This window comes from Lelliottia sp. F153, from assembly GCF_002870005.1.
In the GTDB taxonomy this organism is placed as follows: domain Bacteria; phylum Pseudomonadota; class Gammaproteobacteria; order Enterobacterales; family Enterobacteriaceae; genus Enterobacter; species Enterobacter nimipressuralis.
Window position 1 is genome coordinate 542,034 of the sequence record NZ_PKFT01000001.1, and the last position, 20,063, is coordinate 562,096.

At 55.6% G+C, this 20,063-nt stretch carries 21 protein-coding genes; 6 read left to right on the forward strand and 15 right to left on the reverse strand.

The annotated features are described in order from the left end of the window. Positions 1–40: 40 nt before the first annotated feature. From F153LOC_RS02585 to sad, 9 genes are all read right to left on the reverse strand, one after another. Positions 41–1,492: a tagaturonate reductase gene (locus F153LOC_RS02585; RefSeq protein ID WP_102103718.1), complete on the reverse strand. Its 1,452-nt coding sequence runs from the start codon at positions 1,490–1,492 to the stop codon at positions 41–43. Positions 1,493–1,608: 116 nt separating this feature from the next. After that, positions 1,609–2,136 carry a GNAT family N-acetyltransferase gene (locus tag F153LOC_RS02590; protein WP_102103717.1) on the reverse strand — a complete coding sequence of 176 codons (528 nt, stop codon included), beginning with the start codon at positions 2,134–2,136 and terminating at the stop codon, positions 1,609–1,611. 65 nt (positions 2,137–2,201) lie between these two features. Beyond that, a complete protein-coding gene (locus tag F153LOC_RS02595; RefSeq protein ID WP_102103716.1) occupies positions 2,202–3,185 on the reverse strand; it encodes a sensor domain-containing diguanylate cyclase in 984 nt (327 codons plus the stop codon). Between the two features lie 52 nt (positions 3,186–3,237). After that, positions 3,238–4,230 (reverse strand): diguanylate cyclase, encoded by a 993-nt coding sequence (locus tag F153LOC_RS02600; protein ID WP_102103862.1) that lies wholly within the window; start codon positions 4,228–4,230, stop codon positions 3,238–3,240. Between the two features lie 180 nt (positions 4,231–4,410). Continuing rightward, positions 4,411–5,859 carry a diguanylate cyclase gene (locus tag F153LOC_RS02605; RefSeq protein WP_102103715.1) on the reverse strand — a complete coding sequence of 483 codons (1,449 nt, stop codon included), beginning with the start codon at positions 5,857–5,859 and terminating at the stop codon, positions 4,411–4,413. A 108-nt stretch (positions 5,860–5,967) separates the two neighbouring features. Further along, positions 5,968–6,330 carry a DUF4186 domain-containing protein gene (locus F153LOC_RS02610; protein ID WP_100780174.1) on the reverse strand — a complete coding sequence of 121 codons (363 nt, stop codon included), beginning with the start codon at positions 6,328–6,330 and terminating at the stop codon, positions 5,968–5,970. Further along, positions 6,330–7,256 carry a glutaminase B gene (gene glsB / locus F153LOC_RS02615; protein ID WP_100780175.1) on the reverse strand — a complete coding sequence of 309 codons (927 nt, stop codon included), beginning with the start codon at positions 7,254–7,256 and terminating at the stop codon, positions 6,330–6,332. Before glsB ends, F153LOC_RS02610 begins: the two co-directional genes overlap by 1 nt. A 63-nt stretch (positions 7,257–7,319) precedes the next feature. After that, on the reverse strand, positions 7,320–8,897 hold the full coding sequence (locus F153LOC_RS02620; protein ID WP_102103714.1) for a methyl-accepting chemotaxis protein: 1,578 nt from the start codon (positions 8,895–8,897) through the stop codon (positions 7,320–7,322). Between the two features lie 122 nt (positions 8,898–9,019). Further along, positions 9,020–10,408, reverse strand: coding sequence for a succinate-semialdehyde dehydrogenase (sad, locus tag F153LOC_RS02625; protein WP_102103713.1), 1,389 nt, complete (start codon positions 10,406–10,408; stop codon positions 9,020–9,022). A 99-nt stretch (positions 10,409–10,507) separates the two neighbouring features. On the opposite strand from sad, the gene F153LOC_RS02630 reads away from it, so the two are divergent. Beyond that, positions 10,508–11,386 (forward strand): LysR family transcriptional regulator, encoded by an 879-nt coding sequence (locus F153LOC_RS02630; protein WP_102103712.1) that lies wholly within the window; start codon positions 10,508–10,510, stop codon positions 11,384–11,386. Here F153LOC_RS02630 and F153LOC_RS02635 read toward each other — a convergent pair. Beyond that, positions 11,340–11,822 (reverse strand): GNAT family N-acetyltransferase, encoded by a 483-nt coding sequence (locus F153LOC_RS02635; protein WP_102103711.1) that lies wholly within the window; start codon positions 11,820–11,822, stop codon positions 11,340–11,342. The two genes, F153LOC_RS02630 and F153LOC_RS02635, sit on opposite strands and share 47 nt — an antisense overlap. Before the next feature lie 224 nt (positions 11,823–12,046). Then, the gene (locus F153LOC_RS02640; protein ID WP_102103710.1) at positions 12,047–12,841 is read right to left on the reverse strand and encodes a PhzF family phenazine biosynthesis protein; all 795 of its coding nucleotides are present in this window, start codon (positions 12,839–12,841) and stop codon (positions 12,047–12,049) included. Between the two features lie 173 nt (positions 12,842–13,014). On the opposite strand from F153LOC_RS02640, the gene F153LOC_RS02645 reads away from it, so the two are divergent. Next, a complete protein-coding gene (locus F153LOC_RS02645; protein ID WP_102103709.1) occupies positions 13,015–14,211 on the forward strand; it encodes a sugar transporter in 1,197 nt (398 codons plus the stop codon). A 58-nt stretch (positions 14,212–14,269) separates the two neighbouring features. On the opposite strand, the gene F153LOC_RS02650 is transcribed toward F153LOC_RS02645, so the two are convergent. Beyond that, positions 14,270–14,935 (reverse strand): MarC family NAAT transporter, encoded by a 666-nt coding sequence (locus tag F153LOC_RS02650; RefSeq protein WP_100780182.1) that lies wholly within the window; start codon positions 14,933–14,935, stop codon positions 14,270–14,272. Positions 14,936–15,192: 257 nt separating this feature from the next. Between F153LOC_RS02650 and marR the strand changes: the two genes are divergently transcribed. The 3 genes from marR to marB are packed head-to-tail and all read left to right on the forward strand — an operon-like array spanning position 15,193 to position 16,278. Further along, entirely contained in the window at positions 15,193–15,627 is a 435-nt protein-coding gene (gene marR, locus F153LOC_RS02655; protein WP_100780183.1) for a multiple antibiotic resistance transcriptional regulator MarR, read from the forward strand. 17 nt (positions 15,628–15,644) lie between these two features. Then, complete coding sequence (gene marA, locus F153LOC_RS02660; RefSeq protein WP_142503360.1) at positions 15,645–16,028, forward strand: MDR efflux pump AcrAB transcriptional activator MarA; 384 nt, start codon at positions 15,645–15,647, stop codon at positions 16,026–16,028. Positions 16,029–16,059: 31 nt separating this feature from the next. Beyond that, positions 16,060–16,278, forward strand: a complete 219-nt coding sequence (marB, locus tag F153LOC_RS02665) for a multiple antibiotic resistance protein MarB (protein WP_100780185.1) — start codon at positions 16,060–16,062, stop codon at positions 16,276–16,278. A 32-nt stretch (positions 16,279–16,310) separates the two neighbouring features. Here marB and eamA read toward each other — a convergent pair whose 3' ends face one another. After that, positions 16,311–17,210 (reverse strand): O-acetylserine/cysteine exporter, encoded by a 900-nt coding sequence (gene eamA, locus F153LOC_RS02670; protein ID WP_102103708.1) that lies wholly within the window; start codon positions 17,208–17,210, stop codon positions 16,311–16,313. Between the two features lie 189 nt (positions 17,211–17,399). On the opposite strand from eamA, the gene ydeE reads away from it, so the two are divergent. Continuing rightward, positions 17,400–18,593 carry an efflux MFS transporter YdeE gene (ydeE, locus tag F153LOC_RS02675; protein WP_102103707.1) on the forward strand — a complete coding sequence of 398 codons (1,194 nt, stop codon included), beginning with the start codon at positions 17,400–17,402 and terminating at the stop codon, positions 18,591–18,593. Between the two features lie 58 nt (positions 18,594–18,651). Here the strand turns inward: ydeE and zinT are convergent, their stop codons facing one another. Beyond that, the gene (gene zinT / locus F153LOC_RS02680) at positions 18,652–19,293 is read right to left on the reverse strand and encodes a metal-binding protein ZinT (RefSeq protein ID WP_102103706.1); all 642 of its coding nucleotides are present in this window, start codon (positions 19,291–19,293) and stop codon (positions 18,652–18,654) included. Between the two features lie 69 nt (positions 19,294–19,362). Then, positions 19,363–20,061, reverse strand: coding sequence for an urea ABC transporter ATP-binding subunit UrtE (urtE, locus tag F153LOC_RS02685; RefSeq protein WP_100780189.1), 699 nt, complete (start codon positions 20,059–20,061; stop codon positions 19,363–19,365). Positions 20,062–20,063: the final 2 nt, after the last annotated feature.

A 20,063-nucleotide genomic window follows, 5' to 3' on the forward strand; every position in this document is an offset into this window, starting at 1 on the left:
GATGCTTTAAATAAAACCCGGCCGGAGCCGGGCGAGAGGATTAGCACAGCGGTTTGACTGCCGCGCGCATCCCCTTCAGAAGAATCGCATCCAGATCGAGCGTAACCTGTTCTACCAATCCGCTCACTTTCGTCAGATCCTGCTCCCAGTGCTCGCTCACGCTGAGAATCGCTTTCACCAGTTCGCTGGTACTGATCTGCTTGTCATGATGCTGCGCCCACAGCTGCTGATAGCGCTCCAGCCAGTGCAGATCGTCCTGCACCGGATAGTTTTCACCCTCACGCTCTGCACGATAAAACGCGATCAACGCGGCCAGCGCAAAGGTGAGACGCGCAGGTAATTTCCCGGTCGCCTTCTGCCCTGCCAGCAGCTGCGGCAGGATACGGGTACGGTATTTTGTCATCCCGTTCAGGGCAATCGACAGCAACTGGTGTTTGATGTACGGGTTACGGAAACGCCCTGTCACCGCGCTGGCGAAGGATTCCAGCTCATCTTTTGGTAAATCCAGCACCGGGATGATCTCCTGGTAGATGGCCTTTTCCACAAATGCGCAGATTTCTGCGTCGTTCATCGCGTCGCCGACGGTGTCCAGCCCCGCCTGGAAGGCTACAGGAACCAGCGCCGTGTGCGCGCCATTAAGGATTGCGACTTTGCGCTCTTTGTACGGTTTGATGTCGTCCACAATCAGGACGTTAAGCGGGAATTTATCGAGGCGCAGTTCGGCCGTCAGAGATTTAGGCCCCTGAATCACAAACAGATAGAAGTGTTCTGCGGTATCGAGGAAGCCATCGTGGTAGCCCAGTTCCGTTTCAAGCGCGGCCACTTCGTCACGCGGGTAGCCGGTGACAATTCGGTCCACGAGGGTGGAGCAGAAACTGTTGGCATCAACCAGCCACTGGGTGAATGCCGCTGGCAGCGCCCACTCCTGGGCATATTTCAGCACCAGTTCACGCAGCGCATCGCCGTTATAATCAATCAGTTCGCACGGAATAATCACCCAGCCTTTGTCGGCCGCGCCATTGAAATGGCTGAAACGCTCGAACAGTAAACGGGTGAGTTTTGCCGGATAGCTCACGGCAGGCGCATCGTCGAATTTGTCATCGGCGTGATAGCTGATGCCCGCTTCGGTAGTGTTAGAGAACACAAAGCGCATATCCGGATTGTGTGCGAGTTTAAGGAATTCGTCGTACTGGCTGTAAACACTGATTTCACGATTTACGGAGCGGATCAGACGCGCGTCGCTCACAGCCTCGCCCTTCTCATTCAGGCCGCGAATGATCGTGGTGTACAGACCATCCTGAGTGCTCAGTGAAGGCGGGAAATCGCTCTGGATAGGACGAACAATTACCACCCCGGAATTCAGATCGGTGTGCTCATTCAGCAGGTCGATCTGCCAGTCGATGAACGCACGTAAAAAGTTACCTTCACCAAACTGGATGATACGTTCAGGATAGAGAGCACCGGGAAAATCACGACGATTGAGTGTGTTCACAAGGGGTTCCTTTTTTAATTAGTCATACAGCCCGATAAGATTGGTCCAATAACTTATCAAACTTTTCGACCATGAAACCCTGTTTTGATCAATTCATAAAGCAATTGTGAAAAATATTATAAAAACTTATAGAACACCGATGTCGCAGTCATTTCGCCGTCCGGCATCAGGGCGTAGCGCGGGATCTCACCGACCTTTTGCCAGCCCGCACGCTGATAGAATGTCTCAGCGCCGCTGCCCGTAGCCGTGTCCAGTACCAGCACGGTTTTACCCTCTTCCACCGCCACCCCTTCCAGGGCTTCCATCAAGAGCATCGCAACACCGCGACGGCGGGCTTTTTCGTGGACCAGCAGCTTGGCTACATCCGCGCGGTGCGGCTGGTTCTCCGGTTGATCGGTAATGAGTTGCACGGTACCCAAAAATTCGCCACCTTCGTCGCGACAGGCCAGCACGGTGCGCTCCCGGCGGGCCACGCTTTCCGCCACGCCGAGCCAGAACTGACGCGCTTTTTCAGCCGAAAAAGGCAGCATAAAACTCACCGACGCCCCGCCGTTAACGCAGTTTTCGAGGATGTCAGCCAGTGAGTCGAGATGCGAGAGAATATCGTCACGTGAAAGGGTGTGAATGTGCAGAGAGGCGGTCATGGGATTTCCTTGTGAAGAGACCGCCTCAGATTGCCTTTAACAATTATTTAACGCAAGCACGCCATTCATAGGCTTTTATTATGCCCGCTGTCTGCACTGTATCGCTGTTTCATGGCGAGGATTTTGTCGTGAGCGGTCTGTAGCCAGCGCTGCAAATCATCCTGCTGATGGTCGAATTCACAGATTCCCCAGGAGAATGTCAGGCTCCAGGGATGCAGCCCCCGCTGGTTGTATTCCGCGACCTGCTCATTGAGATACTGCATCGCAATCCAGGCCCCCTGCTCATCCGTATCGGCAAACAGAACCGCGAATTCATCGCTACCGTAACGCACCAGCAGATCCGCCTCACGGAATGAGGTGCGCATCAGCTCGGTCATGGCTTTCAGGGCCGCATCGCCTTCTGCCTGCCCGAAGCGTTCGTTGATTTGTCTGAAGCGGTCCAGATCCATCCAGGCGAGCGTCAGTGGCTCTGCACGACGCCGGGCACCGGATAAGGCAAACGCTGCTAACTGATTAAATCCACGCCGGTTAAACAGCCCTGTCAGCTCATCCGTCGTCGCCGCACAGGCGGCAGCGAACTCGTCTTCCGCCAGCGCTGCCAGGTCGCTCAGGGCGTTAAGATCGGCCGCAACAAAATCGCGGGGGACATAGTCCATCAAACACAGCGTGCCGACGATAGCGCCGTCGGGCAGACGCAGTGGATACCCTGCGTAAAAACGTACGCCAGGCTGGCCTTTTACCAGCGGATTATCGGCAAAACGGGGATCATGGCGCGGGTCAGACACCACCAGCGGTGCATTGTTAAACAGCGTATGCCCACAGAAAGAGAGATTGCGCGGCAGAACGGCGGCCATGGCATTGTCTAAAGAGAGCGCCACCAGCGAGCGTTCGTCGATCAAGTTCACCCTCGCCACCGGCACGGCAAACAGGCGTTTTGCCAGCCGGGTGATGCGATCGTAGGGTTGATGGTTGTTCGACTCCAAAAGCCTGGAATCACGCAGGGACAGCAGACGGTCTGATTCATTGGCAGGGATCGCGGGCGCTTTCATGATGTCTCCTGACACGCAGCTTTTTAATAGCTTAGCCTAAAGAAACGACTTGTCAGTGCGCAAAAATTCGATTTTTACCGCCGCGCTTAGCCTGGTAAAGCGCAGTGTCTGCCGCCTGCAGCCAGTCCGTTACGTTTGACATCTCGCGGGTCGCCCCCGCGATGCCAATACTGAGGGTGCAATTGACGGTTTCATGCGCCACATCTTGCATAATGGCGGCGGCCTCCATGATCCGCGACGCCACCACGTGCGCCTCATCGATGCTGGTATCCGGAAGCAGGATCACAAACTCATCGCCGCCCAGCCGCGCCGGGGTGTCTGTCTGACGTGTGGCAATGTGTAAAATCTCCGAGACCGAGGCGAGCAACGCATCCCCGACTTTATGCCCGAAACGATCGTTCACTTCTTTAAAATTATCGATATCAATGAACATCAGCGCCGATTCCCGGCAGGCCTGCTGAAGTTTATTCAGCTCGTGTTCGATGCGCTTTTCCAGCAGGCGCCGGTTCGCGATATCCAGCAGCGGATCCATCATCGCGATCCGCTCCAGCTCGCGGGATTTGATCCGCAGACGAATGGCAATACTGTCCGTCAGCACGCTAAGCGCAATGATGTAGATGGCAATCAGGGGCAAGGTGGCAAACATGGTCTGTTGCGAAACGGTGATAATAATCGCCATGCCCTGCAACAGCCAGGCGGCGAGAAACACCGCCAGCATGGCTATCGCCGCGCGCTTCATCAGGGCAAAACCACCTGCGGAGAGACGATCGGCCAGCAGGATCGTGGCAATCACCACCGAGGGCAGCGGATTCACGGCAATCATCGCGATCCAGAACCCTCCTGCCCCCGCATCGATCACCAGATTTTGATGTTCTGCGGCCAGCGGCGTAGAAGAGCGGCTGGCGCGCAGCCAGGCGACGGTCGGCCAGACAAACGCGTTTAGCGCCAGCAAAAGCATTAGCCATACTGAACGTTGATGTTCAATCAGGACAGAAAGAATAGGAATAAAGCAGAGAAAAGTGCCCAGGATACGCATCAGATACATACGTTTAACAAAACGACTCCCTGGTAAGCGATGGTTTTTACTCAGTTTATCAGTTCCGTTCATTACGCGATTTTTCCGATGTGTTATCACCGGTATCTTATTGAGCTTAAAAATACGTAGCAAGCAATTTATCAGCAAAGTGATAACATCAGGGCCGCATTCTGCCTGGGATGGATACGTTTACATCTGTTCCGTACTTTTTTGCGGTTCGACGACGCGCAGATCGTCTGGATGACGCGCACTGGTACGATTTCGCCCAGCTTTTTTCGAACGATAGAGATACTCGTCGGCTTCGGCTAACAGCTTATTAAAGACCTCCGTGAGTTGCCAGGATTCTGCTTTCGCACTGCCAAGCCCAATACTCACCGTCAAAAACAGCGTGTGCTGACCCCAGCTGAAGGGATGCGAAGCAACAGATTCTCTGATACGTTCTGCCAGCTCAACGCCCTGACGGGCATCAACGGTATTGGCCACGACCGCAAACTCTTCCCCGCCCATGCGCGCCACTAGCCCGTCCTCGCCCACCACCTGCTGCACCTGCCCGGCAAAAGAGGCCAGCACCCGGTCGCCACACTCATGTCCATAGTTGTCATTAATGCTTTTGAAGTAGTCGATATCGAGCAGCATCACGGTCAGAAAACGGGAATGACGATGGGACTCCTCGTGTTTCAGCGCTTCATACAAACCTGAGCGCGAATAGACGCGCGTCAGGAAGTCATAATCGGCGCGCAATGACACCTGATGAATCAGAGAGTTAATCGCCGCCACGCTCACGGAGACCATCACCGGGCAAATTGCCATGGTCGCGATGCCCAGACGCGCAGAGAACATCATCGGCGTCGAAAGCGGCGTCGCCACGGCAATATTAATAATCGAGTTCGCCACCAGGATGATCTCCACCCCGCCGGTGACAAAGGTCAGCAGACAGGTCGCGGGAAGCGAATAACGCACCGCACACCAGATCAGCGCTGGCAGCGGAAAGGCCAGGCTGCCCGCCCCGCCGATCACCACCGAGGCCAGGACAGAGACGATCAGTGCCACCACGGGCATAAAGTGTTCTACCCGCACCGAGTTCTTGATCTCAGGGATTTTAACGGTCAACAAGCACGGCAGAATCAGCACGCCGGTCGAGAACTGCTCGCTAAACCAGTCGGCAAAGAGCGGCCAGAAAGTTTGACTGTCGATCCCAACGGAACCCATCGCCCCCACCAGCGCGCACAGCAGCGCAGCGATAAGGCAAAAGTTAAACAGGCGTAAGGCATTAATAGGGTCCGGAACCGTGCGGCCCCGACGTCTGTCTCGTGTCACCAGCAGCGCCACGGTCACGATAAACACCATATTGGAGAGGTTGATCACCACCGAGGCCATCCCCCAGTTGGTGGTCACCGCGTCATACATCAGCATCGCGACATAGGACACCGCGTAATAATGCAGACGGTTAAGATATGCGTAACGGGCAAACACCCCGGCCATTACGCCATTCAGCGGCCAGAACAGTGAGAGCGCTTCCACCAGACGCAGTTCCGCGCCAATAAAATAGAACAGCGTGGTCAGAATAAAAATACTGACCGCATTGCGAAGCGGATTATCGGGCAGAAAAGGCTTAAAGGATGTCAAAGAAGAAGGCATCAAATATCAATCCATATAATTGCTTAGCGCAATTATTTCGCGGTCATCAGCAGAATAATAAAAGATTAGCACGTATCTATAACATACATAGCCGGCATGCATAACCCATCAAGGTTGGGCGTTCATTTGCAGCACCAGCCAGTGGTGGATGACCGTCACAATGTAACGCTGCTGATCGGCATTTAACGCCTCGCCCTGGGGAATATGGTGCCATTTAGCGAGACAACCGCGACAGCAGGTTGCCGTAGCATGCTGGGCGATAAAGACCGGATGCCCGCGCATCGGGGTCTGCTTGCCGTCGTTGACGGGCATGGCCGCCGCCAGACGACGGGCAACGAAATCCGCGGCGTGTTGATCGATAGTTTCCGCCCCTTTGTCCCAGCAGTACTGCCGCTCTTTCGCACCCAGTTTGAAGCGAGAACGAAACGTTGAACGCCCCAGCCGGGCAAACAGATCGTCAAGGGTGTTCATCAGTAGACGGACCGCCCCAGCCGCTGGGTGAGTTGCTCTAGCACCGCCACGCCTGCCAGCGAGTTCCCGGCGTCATCCAGCTCCGGGCTCCAGACCGCAATCGCCATTTCGTGAGGGACAATGGCCACCACCCCGCCGCCAACGCCTGATTTAGCGGGCAGCCCGACGCGCCAGGCAAATTCCCCGGCGTTCTGATACATCCCGCTTGTCGCCATCAGCGCATTGACCTGACGCGCCTGCATCGGCGTCACAACTGCCTGATTATGCAGCGAGGAGAAGCCTTGGTCGGCCAGAAACAGGAAAGTACGCGCGAGTTCCACGCAGCTCATTTTCAGCGCGCAGTAGTGGAAATAGTTTTGCAGCACGGTAGCCACATCGTTGTGGAAATTACCGAAAGACTTCATCAGCCAGGCGATGGCGGCGTTTCGCGCCGAATGTTCAAACTCAGAGCGAGCAACGTTAGCGTCGTAACTCAGATCCGAAACGCCGCTCAGCTGGCGCACAATCTCCAGCATCCGCTGACGCGGCGCGCTAAGACGGCTCTGCAGCATGTCGCAGACCACCAGCGCCCCGGCGTTGATGAAAGGATTGCGCGGTTTGCCCTGTTCGATTTCCAGCTGGAGCAGCGAGTTAAACGGCTGTCCGGAAGGATCTTTCCCCACCCGCTGCCAGATCTCGTCTTCGTCATACTGTCGCATCGCCGCAACCAGGCTTAACACTTTGGAGATCGACTGAATCGAAAAGCGCTCGGCGGCATCGCCAGCCTGATAAAGCTCACCTTTCACGGTGCAAATGGCGATACCCAGCTTATTGCCACTGACGCACGCCAGCGCCGGAATGTAATCGGCAACCTTTCCCTGCCCGATTAACGGACGAACCTGCGCCAGAATCTCTTCCAGCATCTGATTATCGATGACCGCAGCCACATGTTGCTCCTTGCCTGGAGGCCAAAAACGGGCTGCGAGTATAACAGAGGCGAATGTGTCGCGTCAGGCGGGAAGTCGAAAACGCGAAACCGCCTGCATCAGCAAATACGACTCATCGTGTAAGCGACGCGACGCCTGCGAGGCGGTGGTCACCAGTACATCCGTCTGTTGCGACACCTGATTCAGCGCCTGCAGCTGGCGCGTCATCTGATGAATACTCTCCCCCTGACTCATCGTGGCAGCAGAAATATCGTCAAGCAGACCGCTCAGATTTGCCACCAGCCCGGTCACCTGTTGCAGGTTGTTCTCAAGCTTCACCACCGCTTTCGACCCGTCTTCAATTCCCTGTAACGAGTGATTAATCAGCTCCTGAATGGTTTGCGTCGAGTGACTGCTTTTTCTCGCCAGCAATCCCACTTCACGCGCAACAACCGCAAAACCGCGCCCCTGATTGCCCGCATGGGCGGCTTCAATAGCGGCGTTCAGCGCCAGAATGTTGGTCTGAAACGCCACGTTGTCGATCATCGAGACGATCCCGCGCATCTCTGACGATCGTTCTACGATCGCCTGCATGGAGGCATTAACGGTCGACATCATGATATCGCCCCCCGCCGCCGTCTTGCGCGCCTCATCCGCACGCGAGCTGGCGAGCTTCGCGTACCCCGTATTGCCCTCCACGTGGTTTTCCAGCGTGGCGATGTGCGCCGTCACGTCGCTCAACTCCTGGGCCTGCCGCGCGGATTGCTGATACAGCTTCTGATTGCCCTCCGCCAATTCGCCGATGTTTTCCACCATTGCGGTCGTGGCTTCACTCACCTGCGTCACCAGCTGCTGTAATCCGCGCTGCATGGTACTAATACTGGCGCTCAACTGCCCGATTTCGCGGTTAAAACTGTTTACAGTCGGCGCGGCACCCGAGAGATCTCCGGCGGCGAGCTGGTTGATATGAGCGATAAGCCTGCGCAGCGGGGAAATCACCCAGCGCGACATGCCAAACCACACCGCCACCGCAATCAGCAGCAGGACCACTGGCGCCAGCAGGAACAGCGACTGCAAATCAGCGAGGCGATCCATCAGCGACTGGCGCCCTTCTCCTGCTCGTTGCTCGCTCAGCTGCTGATAGCGCGCGTAGTTATCATTAAAGTCGGTCTGAAACGCCTGGGCGGGGACGGCAAAAAAGGCGTCAATGGAGTGGGTCTTTACCAGCCCTTCCGCCTGCTCATTGATGGCGCCGTAGAATAACTGATAGCTATTAATCAGCGCCTCGTCTTTGGGCGGATTCAGCGCCAGCCAGCCCTTCCACGCTTCCTGGGAAGCATTAAGCGCCTTTTGCGCTTCATCCATCAGACTGTTCCAGCTCCCTTCAGAGCCGGTCTCTTTATCCTGCATAAAATAGACGCCCGAGCGATTGAGCAGATCGCTTGCCGCCAGCAGGGAGACACGCGCCAGATCCAGTTTGCTTTGCTGCTGTTGCGCCAGCTGATTTTGTTGTTCATTGCGCTGGGCATCACGAAGCGAGGCGGTCAGGAGAATTGACGAGGAGAGCTGCAGGGCGGAGAAAAGCCCGATAATACAAAAGATGCCCGCCAGGAGACCAAACTGACGCTTCGCAATACGGCTGAAAATTTGCGTTAGGTTCATAATATTCTTCTGTAACAGTACGTTAGACGCGTGGGAGTCTACGAAACGCAAATGACAGAACCATGACACAAAAATGACAAAGGCCTTCGCGGTGAAGGCCTTTTAAGCAAGTTTAATAATACCTACACGCGGTCTTTCCATACGGTCTGGATATTGCAGAACTCATGCAAACCGAAGTGAGATAACTCACGACCAAAGCCGCTTTTCTTCACGCCGCCAAAGGCCACGCGCGCATCGCTGGCGCTGAAGCCATTGATGAACACCCCGCCGCACTCCAGCTGGCGAGCAAACGCCTCGGCACGTTGCGCATCGGCGGTAAACACGGTCGCCGACAGACCAAAATCACTGTCGTTTGCAAGCATCAGGGCATGTTCCGCGTCTTTCGCCACGGTGATCGCGGCGACCGGGCCGAACAGCTCCTGACGAAACGCGGTCATCTCTGGGGTGACGTTGCCTAATACGGTCGCCGGATAGTAATTCCCCGCACCGGCCACTTTCTCTCCGCCGAGTAAAAGCGTTGCGCCCTCGTTAAGCGTCGCCTGTACCTGCTGATGCAGTTCATCACGCAGATCGAACCGCGCCATCGGCCCCAGATAGTTCTCTTCGTTATCGGGCGCGCCCATCTTCAGGGCCGCAGCAGCCGCGACAAAGCGTTCGGTAAACTGCTCTGCGATGCCCTCTTCGACAATAAAGCGTTTAGCGGCCGCACACACCTGTCCGGTATTCTGATAGCGCCCGGCAACGGCCGCTTTCACGGCCAGATCCAGATCCGCATCGTTCAGCACAATAAAGGGATCGGACCCACCCAGCTCCAGCACGCATTTTTTGAGGGCCGCAGCCGCCTGTGCGCCAATTGCCGCCCCGGCACGTACGCTCCCGGTGACGGTAATCGCAGCGATGCGACGATCGTTAATCGCCTGGCTGACGCCGTCGTTCGTGGCGTTGACCCAGCCAAACACCCCTGGCGCAAAACCGGCATCCGCGAACATCTCGCCGATAAGCGTCGCCGACCCCAGAACGTTCGGCGCGTGTTTCAGCAGATAGCTGTTACCGGCGAGCAGAATCGGTACCGCCCCGCGCAGCACCTGCCACAGCGGGAAGTTCCACGGCATCACCGCCAGCACCGGTCCCAGCGGGCGATACTCGATCACCGCTTTTTGATTTTCAACCTGCGTCGGTTCCGCAGCCAGCATCGCCGGGCCGTGCTCGGCGTACCAGTCGCACAGACCGGCAGATTTCGTCACTTCGGCGCGTGCCTGCAAAATAGGTTTACCCATCTCACGGGACATCATTTGCGCCATCTCTTCTGCGCGCGCCCGCAGTGCGGTAGCAAGATCGCGCAGTTTCTGCGCCCGGTGAGTAACGCTTTCATTGCGCCACTGACGGAAACCGCGATCCGCCAGCGCGATCGCCTGCTCTACCTCGGCGGCGGTGGCCCACGTATAGGTCGCGAGGGTTTCGCCGTTAGCCGGATTAACTGACAGCGCATGGGTAGCCGGTGAATGAGTCATAGTCTTCTCCACGTAATAAGGGTTGATTGATTGTGGCTCACTCTGCTATTTCTTAAAAATGAATAATACTGACTCACTTATTCACGAATAGAGAATGCTATGGATTTAACTCAGCTCGAAATGTTTAACGCCGTCGCCCAGACCGGGAGCATCACCCAGGCGGCACAGAAGGTGCATCGTGTTCCGTCCAACCTGACCACCCGAATCCGTCAGCTGGAGGCGGATCTTGGCGTTGAGCTGTTTATCCGTGAAAACCAGCGTTTGCGCCTCTCACCCGCCGGGCATAACTTTCTGCGCTACAGCAAGCAGATCCTCGCCCTGGTCGACGAGGCGCGGATGGTGGTCGCCGGGGATGAACCGCAGGGGCTGTTCGCTCTGGGGGCGCTGGAGAGCACCGCCGCGGTGCGCATTCCTGAATCCCTGGCGCAGTTTAACCAACGCTATCCGCGCATTCAGTTCGCCCTGTCCACCGGACCTTCCGGCACGATGATCGATGGCGTACTGGAGGGCACGTTGAGCGCAGCGTTTGTCGACGGGCCGCTCTCGCATCCGGAGCTGGACGGGATGCCGGTCTATCAGGAAGAGATGATGCTGGTTGCCGCCGCCGGGCATGAAAAGGTGTCGCGCGCCACGCAGGTGAGCGGTCGGGACGTGTACGCGTTTCGCGCTAATTGCTCCTACAGACGGCATCTGGAGAGCTGGTTTCACGCAGATCGCGCCACGCCGGGGCGGATCCATGAGATGGAGTCGTACCACGGTATGCTGGCCTGTGTGATTGCGGGCGCAGGTATTGCGCTGATGCCCCGCTCGATGCTGGAGAGCATGCCGGGGCATCTTCAGGTGGAGGCGTGGCCGCTGGCAGAAAACTGGCGCTGGCTCACGACCTGGCTGGTGTGGCGACGCGGTGCAATGACGCGTCAGCTTGAAGCGTTTATAGCACTGCTAAACGAACGTCAGCCACCAGCACCTTCTCCATAAACAGGCTTAGCGGATCTTCGTCGTAGGGCGGAAACGCCGGGCGCGCCTGATAACCGCAGCGCTCATACAGCTGAATAGCCGCGTGCTGCTTGATACCGGTTTCGAGGCGTAACGTGTGACAGTGGCGGCTCAGGGCTTCGTCCTCCAGCGCCGCCAGCAGTTTTTCCCCAAGCCTTTGTCCGCGATGGGTGGGATCGATATACACCCGTTTCATCTCCCCGCTGCCGTCGCCGTTGAGCACGATCGCCCCGCAGCCCACGGCATTCAGCTGGTTATCACGGATCACCATCATTAAAAGCGACCCCGCCGCCAGCTGGGTGAGATCGACCAGATGGTTGCTTTCCGCCGGGTAAAGCTCAGTTTGATAGCTGTCCAGGGCGGCGATCAGCGCCAGAATATCCGGATGAGAGGCAGATTCAGAGGTAATGGAATACATGGCAGGCTCCTTTTGTTGTTTGTTATCAACATAGCTGCCACCTCGGTTCAGGTGTTCATACTTTTAACTTATCTCTGCACCTCGTTTGAGGATTACCTGATAAAGGGTGCCAAAAATGCGGGGCACTGTAATTATATACAGTCATTGTGTTTAAACCGCGATAACATCTCCCCCTACTGGCAGCATGCCCGCAGACTGCGGGCATGTAGACGTAAAATCGGAGACTACTGGCGCAGGAAGATTTTTCCTTTGAGATACAGCGTGGCTTGCCCGCCAATCAGAACCCGGTCGCCCTGTAGCTCACAGCGTAGATCCCCGCCTCTGGCCGACACCTGGCGCGCCTGCATCTGCGTTTTGCCGAGCTTTTCGCTCCAGTAGGGGATCAGCATACTGTGGGTGGACCCCGTCACCGGATCTTCTGGCACGCCTTCGCCAGGGCAGAAGAAGCGGCTGACGAAATCCGCTTCGTCGCCGGGCGCCGTAATGCAGACCATTTTGTCGAGCGGGATCATGGATGAGATATCCGGGCTGATGGACTCAACCTGCTGCTGGTTTTCCAGCACCACCATATAGTCTCGCGCCACGCGAACCTCTTTCGCGCTGGTGATCCCAAGGGAGTAAAACAGCAGCGCAGGAGGGTTATCGACGGACTCACTCGCCCAGGCCGGGAAGTTGAGCGTCAGCCAGTCGCCGTTGCGCTTCACGGTCAGTTTGCCGACAAAACGGGTAGTGAAGGTAATTTCCGTATGCGGATAGTCGAGATATTCGAAGATCACATGCGACGCCGCCAGCGTGGCATGCCCGCACAGGTCAATCTCATCAAGTGTCGTAAACCAGCGCAGCTCAAAACCCTCGTCCGTACGCACGAAGAACGCCGTCTCCGACTGATTATGTTGCTTCGCCATGCTGAGCAACGTCTCGTCCGGAAGCCACTCCTCCAGCGGACACACTGCGGCGGCGTTGCCACCAAAGGCTTTATCGCTGAAGGCATCCACCAGATAAAAATCAATTTCTTGCATCGTCGTACCGCCTGTTTTTATTGTGCTGTTCTTTATATTCAAGGAAAACAACGCCCTTCGCTACAGGACGTATAAGCAAAATATTGAGATCTGCATCACATAATGATTGTCTTTTAGCCAGTTAAGGCTTTAAGATCGCCCTCTCATCTTTTCAGCAACGAACCCCAAATCTTATGCCTTCGAACACAGTTTCACGCAAGGTCGCGTGGCTACGTGTGGTCACGCTTGCCATTGCCGCGTTTATATTCAATACCACGGAATTTGTTCCCGTGGGTCTGCTTTCCGATATCGCTCAAAGTTTCCAGATGGAAACTGCGCAGGTCGGGATCATGCTGACCATCTACGCGTGGGTGGTGGCGCTGATGTCCCTGCCGTTTATGCTGCTGACCAGCCAGATGGAGCGACGCAAGCTGTTGATTGGCCTGTTTGTGCTGTTTATCGCCAGCCATGTGCTGTCGTTCCTCGCCTGGAACTTTACCGTGCTGGTGATAAGCCGCATCGGTATTGCGTTCGCTCACGCCATTTTCTGGTCGATTACCGCCTCGCTGGCCATTCGTCTGGCACCTGCAGGTAAACGCGCGCAGGCGCTGAGCCTGCTGGCGACCGGCACCGCGCTGGCGATGGTGCTCGGCCTGCCTATCGGGCGCATCGTCGGGCAGTATTTCGGCTGGAGAACCACCTTCGTTGCCATCGGTATGGGCGCATTGATCACCCTGCTGTGCCTGATCAAACTCCTGCCGAAATTACCGAGTGAACACTCCGGCTCGCTTAAAAGCCTGCCGGTGCTGTTCCGCCGCCCGGCGCTGATGAGTATTTATCTGCTGACGGTCATTGTCGTTACCGCCCACTACACGGCCTACAGCTATATTGAACCTTTTGTGCAGGTTGTCGCGGGCTTTAGCGCTAATTTTGCAACGGTGCTTCTGCTGCTCCTCGGCGGGGCTGGCATTATCGGCAGTATCCTGTTTGGCAAACTGGGCAATCAGCACGCGTCGCTGCTGGTGAGCGGCGCTATCGGTGCACTGATGCTGTGTCTGGTGTTACTGATGCCGGCAGCGGGTAGCGAAACAAATCTGGCGATACTGAGTATTTGCTGGGGCGTGGCGATGATGATTATTGGCCTCGGTATGCAGGTTAAAGTCCTGGCGCTGGCACCGGATGCCACCGATGTAGCGATGTCGCTCTTCTCCGGGATCTTCAATCTCGGCATCGGCGCGGGTGCGCTGGTGGGAAATCAGATCAGCCTGCATTTTTCTATGTCAGCGATTGGCTATCTGGGGGCGATTCCGGCGCTGGCGGCGTTGATCTGGTCGATTCTGATCTTCCGCAAGTGGCCGGTGGCGCTGGAAGAGCAGACGCATCACGGGTGATGTTTGCCGAAGAGAGTAGCAATTGCCCGGGCCTACAGATTGTGTAGGCCCGGCTGTGTTAGTGGTAGGTCTTAATAATTTCCAGTACGCCGTTAATAATAAACTGCACACCCATACAGACGAGCAGGAAGCCCATCAGACGAGAAATCGCCTCGATACCACCTTTACCCACCCAACGCATGATCGCGCCGGAACTGCGCAAACATCCCCACAAAATGACGCCGATAATGGCAAAGATCAGCGGTGGCGCCACCATGACGACCCACGCGGAGAAGGTTGTGCCATCACGTACCGTTGACGCGGAGCTGATGATCATCGCTATCGTCCCTGGCCCTGCCGTGCTTGGCATGGCGAGCGGTACAAATGCGATATTAGCGGAAGGCTCAGACTCCATCTCTTCCGATTTACTTTTGGCTTCCGGCGATTCATGGGCTTTATGCGCCGGGAACAGCATGCGGAAACCGATAAAGGCGACGATTAAGCCCCCTGCAATTCGTAACCCGGGAATCGAAATCCCGAAGGTGTTCATCACCACCTGTCCGGCGTAATAGGCCACCATCATGATGATGAAAACATACACCGACGCCATCAACGACTGGTGGTTACGTTCGGCGCTGTTCATGTTGCCCGCCAGCCCTAAAAACAACGCCACGGTTGTTAACGGGTTCGCCAGCGGCAACAGCACCACCAGCCCAAGTCCTATTGCCTGAATTAATTCCACCATAGTGCGTCGTCGTCCTTATCCATAATCAACACTGACAGTATACGGTGAAATGGCCTGACACAGCCACGCAGACAACGTAAGCAGTGTTTTCCGCTGAATTACGATAACCCTGCGTTATGTTTATGATTTAAAAGGACTCAAAAAAAGTTCATGAAACGTTTTAGCAAATCGTGGCATCGGCGGATACATTCGGTTGACTTATACTTGCCTAAGCAATAATATCTGCCGTGATTAAACTACTTGCCAGGGCAACCATTGTGAAAAGCACCAGTGATCTCTTTAACGAAATTATTCCACTGGGCCGTCTTATTCATATGGTGAACCAGAAAAAAGATCGCCTGCTCAACGACTATCTGTCTCCGATGGACATCACTGCGACCCAGTTCAAAGTGCTGTGCTCCATTCGCTGCGAAGTGTGCATCACCCCGGTTGAGCTGAAAAAGGTGCTCTCTGTCGACCTTGGCGCGCTCACGCGCATGCTCGATCGTCTTGTCTGCAAAGGATGGATTGAAAGGCGACCTAACCCCAATGACAAGCGCGGCGTACTGGTGCAGCTCACCAGCGATGGTGCGGCCATGTGCGAACGCTGTCATGAGTTAGTAGGACAAACACTGCACCAGGAACTAACAAAAAACTTAACGGCGGATGAAGTGGTCACTCTTGAGCATTTGCTGAAGAAAATCCTGCCGTAAACAGAAGAGGTATGACGATGTCCAGACGCAATAATGACGCCATCACTATTCATAGCATTTTGGACTGGATCGAAGATAACCTGGAATCGCCGCTCTCACTTGAGAAGGTGTCTGAGCGTTCAGGTTACTCAAAATGGCACCTGCAACGGATGTTCAAAAAAGAGACCGGTCATTCTTTAGGGCAATACATCCGCAGCCGTAAGCTGACGGAAATTGCGCAGAAGCTGAAAGAGAGCAACGAGCCGATTCTGTATCTGGCTGAGCGTTATGGGTTTGAATCGCAACAAACCCTGACCCGCACGTTCAAGAACTATTTCGACGTGCCGCCGCACAAGTACCGAATCACCAGTATGCCCGGCGAATCCCGCTATCTGCATCCGCTAACACATTGTAATTGCTAATCGCCTGTAATAAGACGTAACCGAGGAAATCATGAAACGTATCGCCTCCGCCGCCCTCACCTTACTGGTGCTGGTCTCCGGCCAGACTTTTGCGGAGCAAACCACTCACGCTAATCAGCAGAACAGCCGCACTACGATGGTTCTGCCTACCGCACACGATCAATCACCGTTTGATTTCAATCATATGGGTGCGGGTAGCGACAAATCCGACGAATTAGGCGTGCCTTATTACAATCAGCACGACCTCTGATTCGTTTTTGCCCCGCGTTTGCGGGGCTTTTTTCATCCCCTGATGCGCGTCGCCCGACGCAGCCGCAATCCAAAGACATTGATGTACAGCCCGGCCATGATCAGCACCGCGCCGATCAGTTGCAGCATCGTCAGTTTTTCGCCCAGCAGAACTGCCGCACTCGCCAGCCCGACCACCGGCACCAGCAGCGACAACGGCGCCACACGCCAGGTTTCATAACGCCCGAGCAGCGTACCCCAGATGCCATACCCGACGATCGTCGCGACGAAAGCCAGATACACCAGCGACAAAATGGTGGTGAGATCGATCTCAATCAGGCTTTTCAGCATCAGCGCCGGGCCGTCAAAAATCAGCGATGCCACCATAAACGGGATGACCGGGATCAGCGCGCTCCAGACAACCAGCGACATCACCGCCGGGCGCGCCTCGTGCTGCATAATCAGCTTGTTGAAGATATTTCCGCACGCCCAGCTCAGCCCTGCGGCCAGTGTGAGCATAAAGCCCAGCATCGCCACGTGCTGACCGTTCAGACTCGCTTCGGCGAGCACCAGCACGCCAAATACCGCAAGCGTAATCCCCGCCAGCTGTTTGCCCTGTAAACGCTCACCAAAGACAAACGCGCCAAGAATGATGGTGAAGAAAGCCTGCGCCTGTAACACCAGCGACGCCAGCCCGGCTGGCATCCCAAACTTGATGGCGCAGAAGAGAAAAGCAAACTGACCAAAGCTGATGGTCAGGCCGTAGCCGAGCAGCAGACGAAACGGGATTTTTGGACGGGCAACAAAAAACAGCGCCGGGAAGGCCACCAGTAAAAAGCGCAAACCGGCGAGCATCAGCGGAGGCATATTGTGCAGCCCGACTTTAATCACCACAAAATTCAGTCCCCATACCACAACCACCAGCAACGCCAGCAGTCCGTCTTTGCGCGTCATACCCTGCCCCTGATTTATTAAATTTTTGTAAACAGATTCAAGGTAACGAAAAAAGCGAGTGAGGAAAAGATCATTAATTCTGGCAGTCAGACAAAGCACTTACGGAAAAATTGGGTGGTATACAACTCCCCTTATGGCGTGATAATCATTGAGACATAAAAAAAGCATAAGCATATGTCGGGCAGGAAAATGAAATCATCACTCAGGCGCTCAACCGCAGCGTTGTTGGCATCGTCATTACTGTTAACCATCGGTCGGGGGGCCACGCTGCCCTTTATGACCATCTACCTCACGCGCGTTTACCAGATGAGCGTGGCGAATATCGGCTATGCCCTAACCATCGCCCTGACCATTGGCGTGGTGTTCAGCATGGGATTTGGCATCCTGGCGGATAAGTTCGATAAAAAGCGCTACATGCTGCTGTCGATTCTGGCGTTTATCGCCGGTTTCGTGGCCATTCCGCTGGTGAATAATGTCACCCTGGTGGTGCTGTTCTTTGCGGTGATTAACTGCGCGTACTCTGTGTTCTCAACGGTCCTCAAAGCCTGGTTTGCAGATGTACTGACGCCGGGAGAGAAAGCGCGCGTCTTCTCTCTCAACTACAGTTTTCTGAATATCGGCTGGACGGTCGGGCCGCCGATTGGCACGCTGCTGGTGATGTACAGCCTGCAACTGCCGTTCTGGCTGGCAGCCTTCTGCGCCGCGCTGCCGCTGGTGTTTATTCAGGTGTATGTGCAAAAGAGCATTGCGGCAGACAGTGACAACGTCACCGTTCCGTGGCAACCCTCGGTGCTGCTTCGCGACCGGGCGCTGTTCTGGTATACGCTCTCTGGTCTGCTGGCCTCTTACGTCGGCGGCTCGTTCGCCAGCTGTATCTCCCAGTATGTGCTGGCGGCGGATTACACCAGTGAATTCGCAGAAAAAGTGGTGGCCGTGGTGCTGCCTGCCAACGCCGCGATGGTGGTCTCTCTGCAATATTTTATCGGCCGCAGGCTGAAGGCCAGCAATATTCGTCCGCTGATGGCGCTCGGGACACTCTTCTTCCTGCTCGGGCTGGGCGGGTTTATGCTCTCGGGCACCAATTTGATCTATTGGGGAATTGCCTCGGCGGTGTTTACCATCGGCGAGATTATCTATGCACCGGGCGAATACCTGTTGATCGATAACATCGCGCCGCCGGGGATGAAAGCGAGCTATTTCTCGGCGCAGGCGCTAGGCTGGCTGGGCGCGGCGGCGAACCCGATGATTACCGGGCTTATTCTGACCCACCTGCCGCACTGGTCGCTGTTTGTGATTATGATGGTCGCGATTGTGGTGGCCTGGCTGATGATCCTGCGTGGGATGAGCATGAAGCCCTGGGCTGAGCGAGTGGAAACGGCGTAGCGTGTTGCCGGGCAGCGTTGCGCGTGCCCGGCGTTTAACAGCGTGACTTGCAGGAACCTTAGTGGTGCAACATCTCCTCCACCACCTGCTTTTTAAACATCTCATTCGGATAATAGGTCGGCCAGTTATCCATCTCTTTCAGCAGCGCCTCATGGGAGGTATCGCCCATAAAGAGATGGAAATGCGCCGAGGCACGCGGGCCGATAGTGTGGTCGCTGAACTGCACAAATTTTGGTGCTTTAGAGCTGGCGTCTTTACACTCAAACAGGTAACGCACGCCCTTCTTGCCTGATGCGTAGGTCAGGATTTTGAACCCGCTATAGTCATAATGACAACTCGCCACCGTTTTGCCGATGTGGAACTCCATCACGTTATTTTCAATGCCGATGGTGTCTACGTCCGTGGCGTATCCTTTGCGGTAGTATGCTTTCACCTCGTCAAAGGTTTTACTTCCCTCTTTTTCCGCTTTCTTTTTGAAAACCGGATCCAGTGAACCATCCAGCAGGAAAGGATAAACGGACTGCCAGGTACCGTCCCAGTCGGAGAGCTTGCGGTCTTTAACGTCTTTATCCTCGAATACCCCGTTCGCCGCTTGTTGTTCCGCTTCGGTCATCTGGTGACCGTGCGAGTGGGCAAACAGATGGCCGCTGACCAGCAGCGCCCCCAGAGTCATTGCAAATTTTCCAATATGTGCTGCCAAAACGCGATCCTCACTCCATGTTATGAGAGCGCGAATGTTATAATATAACATTTCAAAAAACAATAACCCTCAGATCGCCACTAAGCCGCGAACGCCCTCCTGCTCCATGTTCTCCCCGCGCCCGCGCTGAATGATGCTTCCGCGCGACATCAGCAGGTAGTTATCCGCCAGTTCCGCGGCAAAATCATAGAACTGCTCCACCAGTAAAATCGCCATATCGCCCCGGCTGGCGAGCTGGCGGATCACCACGCCAATCTCTTTAATCACTGACGGCTGAATGCCTTCTGTTGGCTCATCGAGGATCAGCAGCTGCGGACGGCTTGCCAGCGCGCGGCCAATTGCCAGCTGTTGCTGTTGCCCGCCAGAGAGATCGCCCCCGCGACGGTGCTTCATCTCTTTAAGCACCGGAAACAGCTGCCAGATATCCTCCGGGACGCTTTTCGCCTCTCGTGCGGAAAAACGCGACATCCCCAGCAGCAGGTTTTCCTCCACCGTCAGACGCGGAAAAATCTCACGCCCCTGCGGTACGTACGCCACGCCAGACTGAACGCGATGGTGCGGCCTGGCGTGAGTGATGGTTTTGCCCTGCCAGACAATCTCCCCGCTGCGCGCCGGAATCAGCCCCATCAGGCATTTGAGTAAGGTCGTTTTTCCCACGCCGTTGCGCCCGAGCAAGCAGGTGACCTCCCCGCCGGGCGCATCAAAACTCACGCCGCGTAAAATGTGGCTGCCGCCATAATATTGATTCAGTTCGTTTACCTGTAGCATGA

What these genes read in the sequence shown, in the direction of transcription:
- F153LOC_RS02590 (WP_102103717.1), bottom strand. Translation starts at nt 2,136, where the DNA reads ATGACCGCCTCTCTGCACATTCACACCCTTTCACGTGACGATATTCTC.
- F153LOC_RS02595 (WP_102103716.1), bottom strand. Translation starts at nt 3,185, where the DNA reads ATGAAAGCGCCCGCGATCCCTGCCAATGAATCAGACCGTCTGCTGTCC.
- F153LOC_RS02600 (WP_102103862.1), bottom strand. Translation starts at nt 4,230, where the DNA reads ATGTATCTGATGCGTATCCTGGGCACTTTTCTCTGCTTTATTCCTATT.
- F153LOC_RS02605 (WP_102103715.1), bottom strand. Translation starts at nt 5,859, where the DNA reads ATGCCTTCTTCTTTGACATCCTTTAAGCCTTTTCTGCCCGATAATCCG.
- F153LOC_RS02610 (WP_100780174.1), bottom strand. Translation starts at nt 6,330, where the DNA reads ATGAACACCCTTGACGATCTGTTTGCCCGGCTGGGGCGTTCAACGTTT.
- F153LOC_RS02620 (WP_102103714.1), bottom strand. Translation starts at nt 8,897, where the DNA reads ATGAACCTAACGCAAATTTTCAGCCGTATTGCGAAGCGTCAGTTTGGT.
- sad (WP_102103713.1), bottom strand. Translation starts at nt 10,408, where the DNA reads ATGACTCATTCACCGGCTACCCATGCGCTGTCAGTTAATCCGGCTAAC.
- F153LOC_RS02630 (WP_102103712.1), top strand. Translation starts at nt 10,508, where the DNA reads ATGGATTTAACTCAGCTCGAAATGTTTAACGCCGTCGCCCAGACCGGG.
- F153LOC_RS02635 (WP_102103711.1), bottom strand. Translation starts at nt 11,822, where the DNA reads ATGTATTCCATTACCTCTGAATCTGCCTCTCATCCGGATATTCTGGCG.
- F153LOC_RS02640 (WP_102103710.1), bottom strand. Translation starts at nt 12,841, where the DNA reads ATGCAAGAAATTGATTTTTATCTGGTGGATGCCTTCAGCGATAAAGCC.
- F153LOC_RS02645 (WP_102103709.1), top strand. Translation starts at nt 13,015, where the DNA reads ATGCCTTCGAACACAGTTTCACGCAAGGTCGCGTGGCTACGTGTGGTC.
- F153LOC_RS02650 (WP_100780182.1), bottom strand. Translation starts at nt 14,935, where the DNA reads ATGGTGGAATTAATTCAGGCAATAGGACTTGGGCTGGTGGTGCTGTTG.
- marA (WP_142503360.1), top strand. Translation starts at nt 15,645, where the DNA reads ATGTCCAGACGCAATAATGACGCCATCACTATTCATAGCATTTTGGAC.
- marB (WP_100780185.1), top strand. Translation starts at nt 16,060, where the DNA reads ATGAAACGTATCGCCTCCGCCGCCCTCACCTTACTGGTGCTGGTCTCC.
- eamA (WP_102103708.1), bottom strand. Translation starts at nt 17,210, where the DNA reads ATGACGCGCAAAGACGGACTGCTGGCGTTGCTGGTGGTTGTGGTATGG.
- ydeE (WP_102103707.1), top strand. Translation starts at nt 17,400, where the DNA reads ATGAAATCATCACTCAGGCGCTCAACCGCAGCGTTGTTGGCATCGTCA.
- urtE (WP_100780189.1), bottom strand. Translation starts at nt 20,061, where the DNA reads ATGCTACAGGTAAACGAACTGAATCAATATTATGGCGGCAGCCACATT.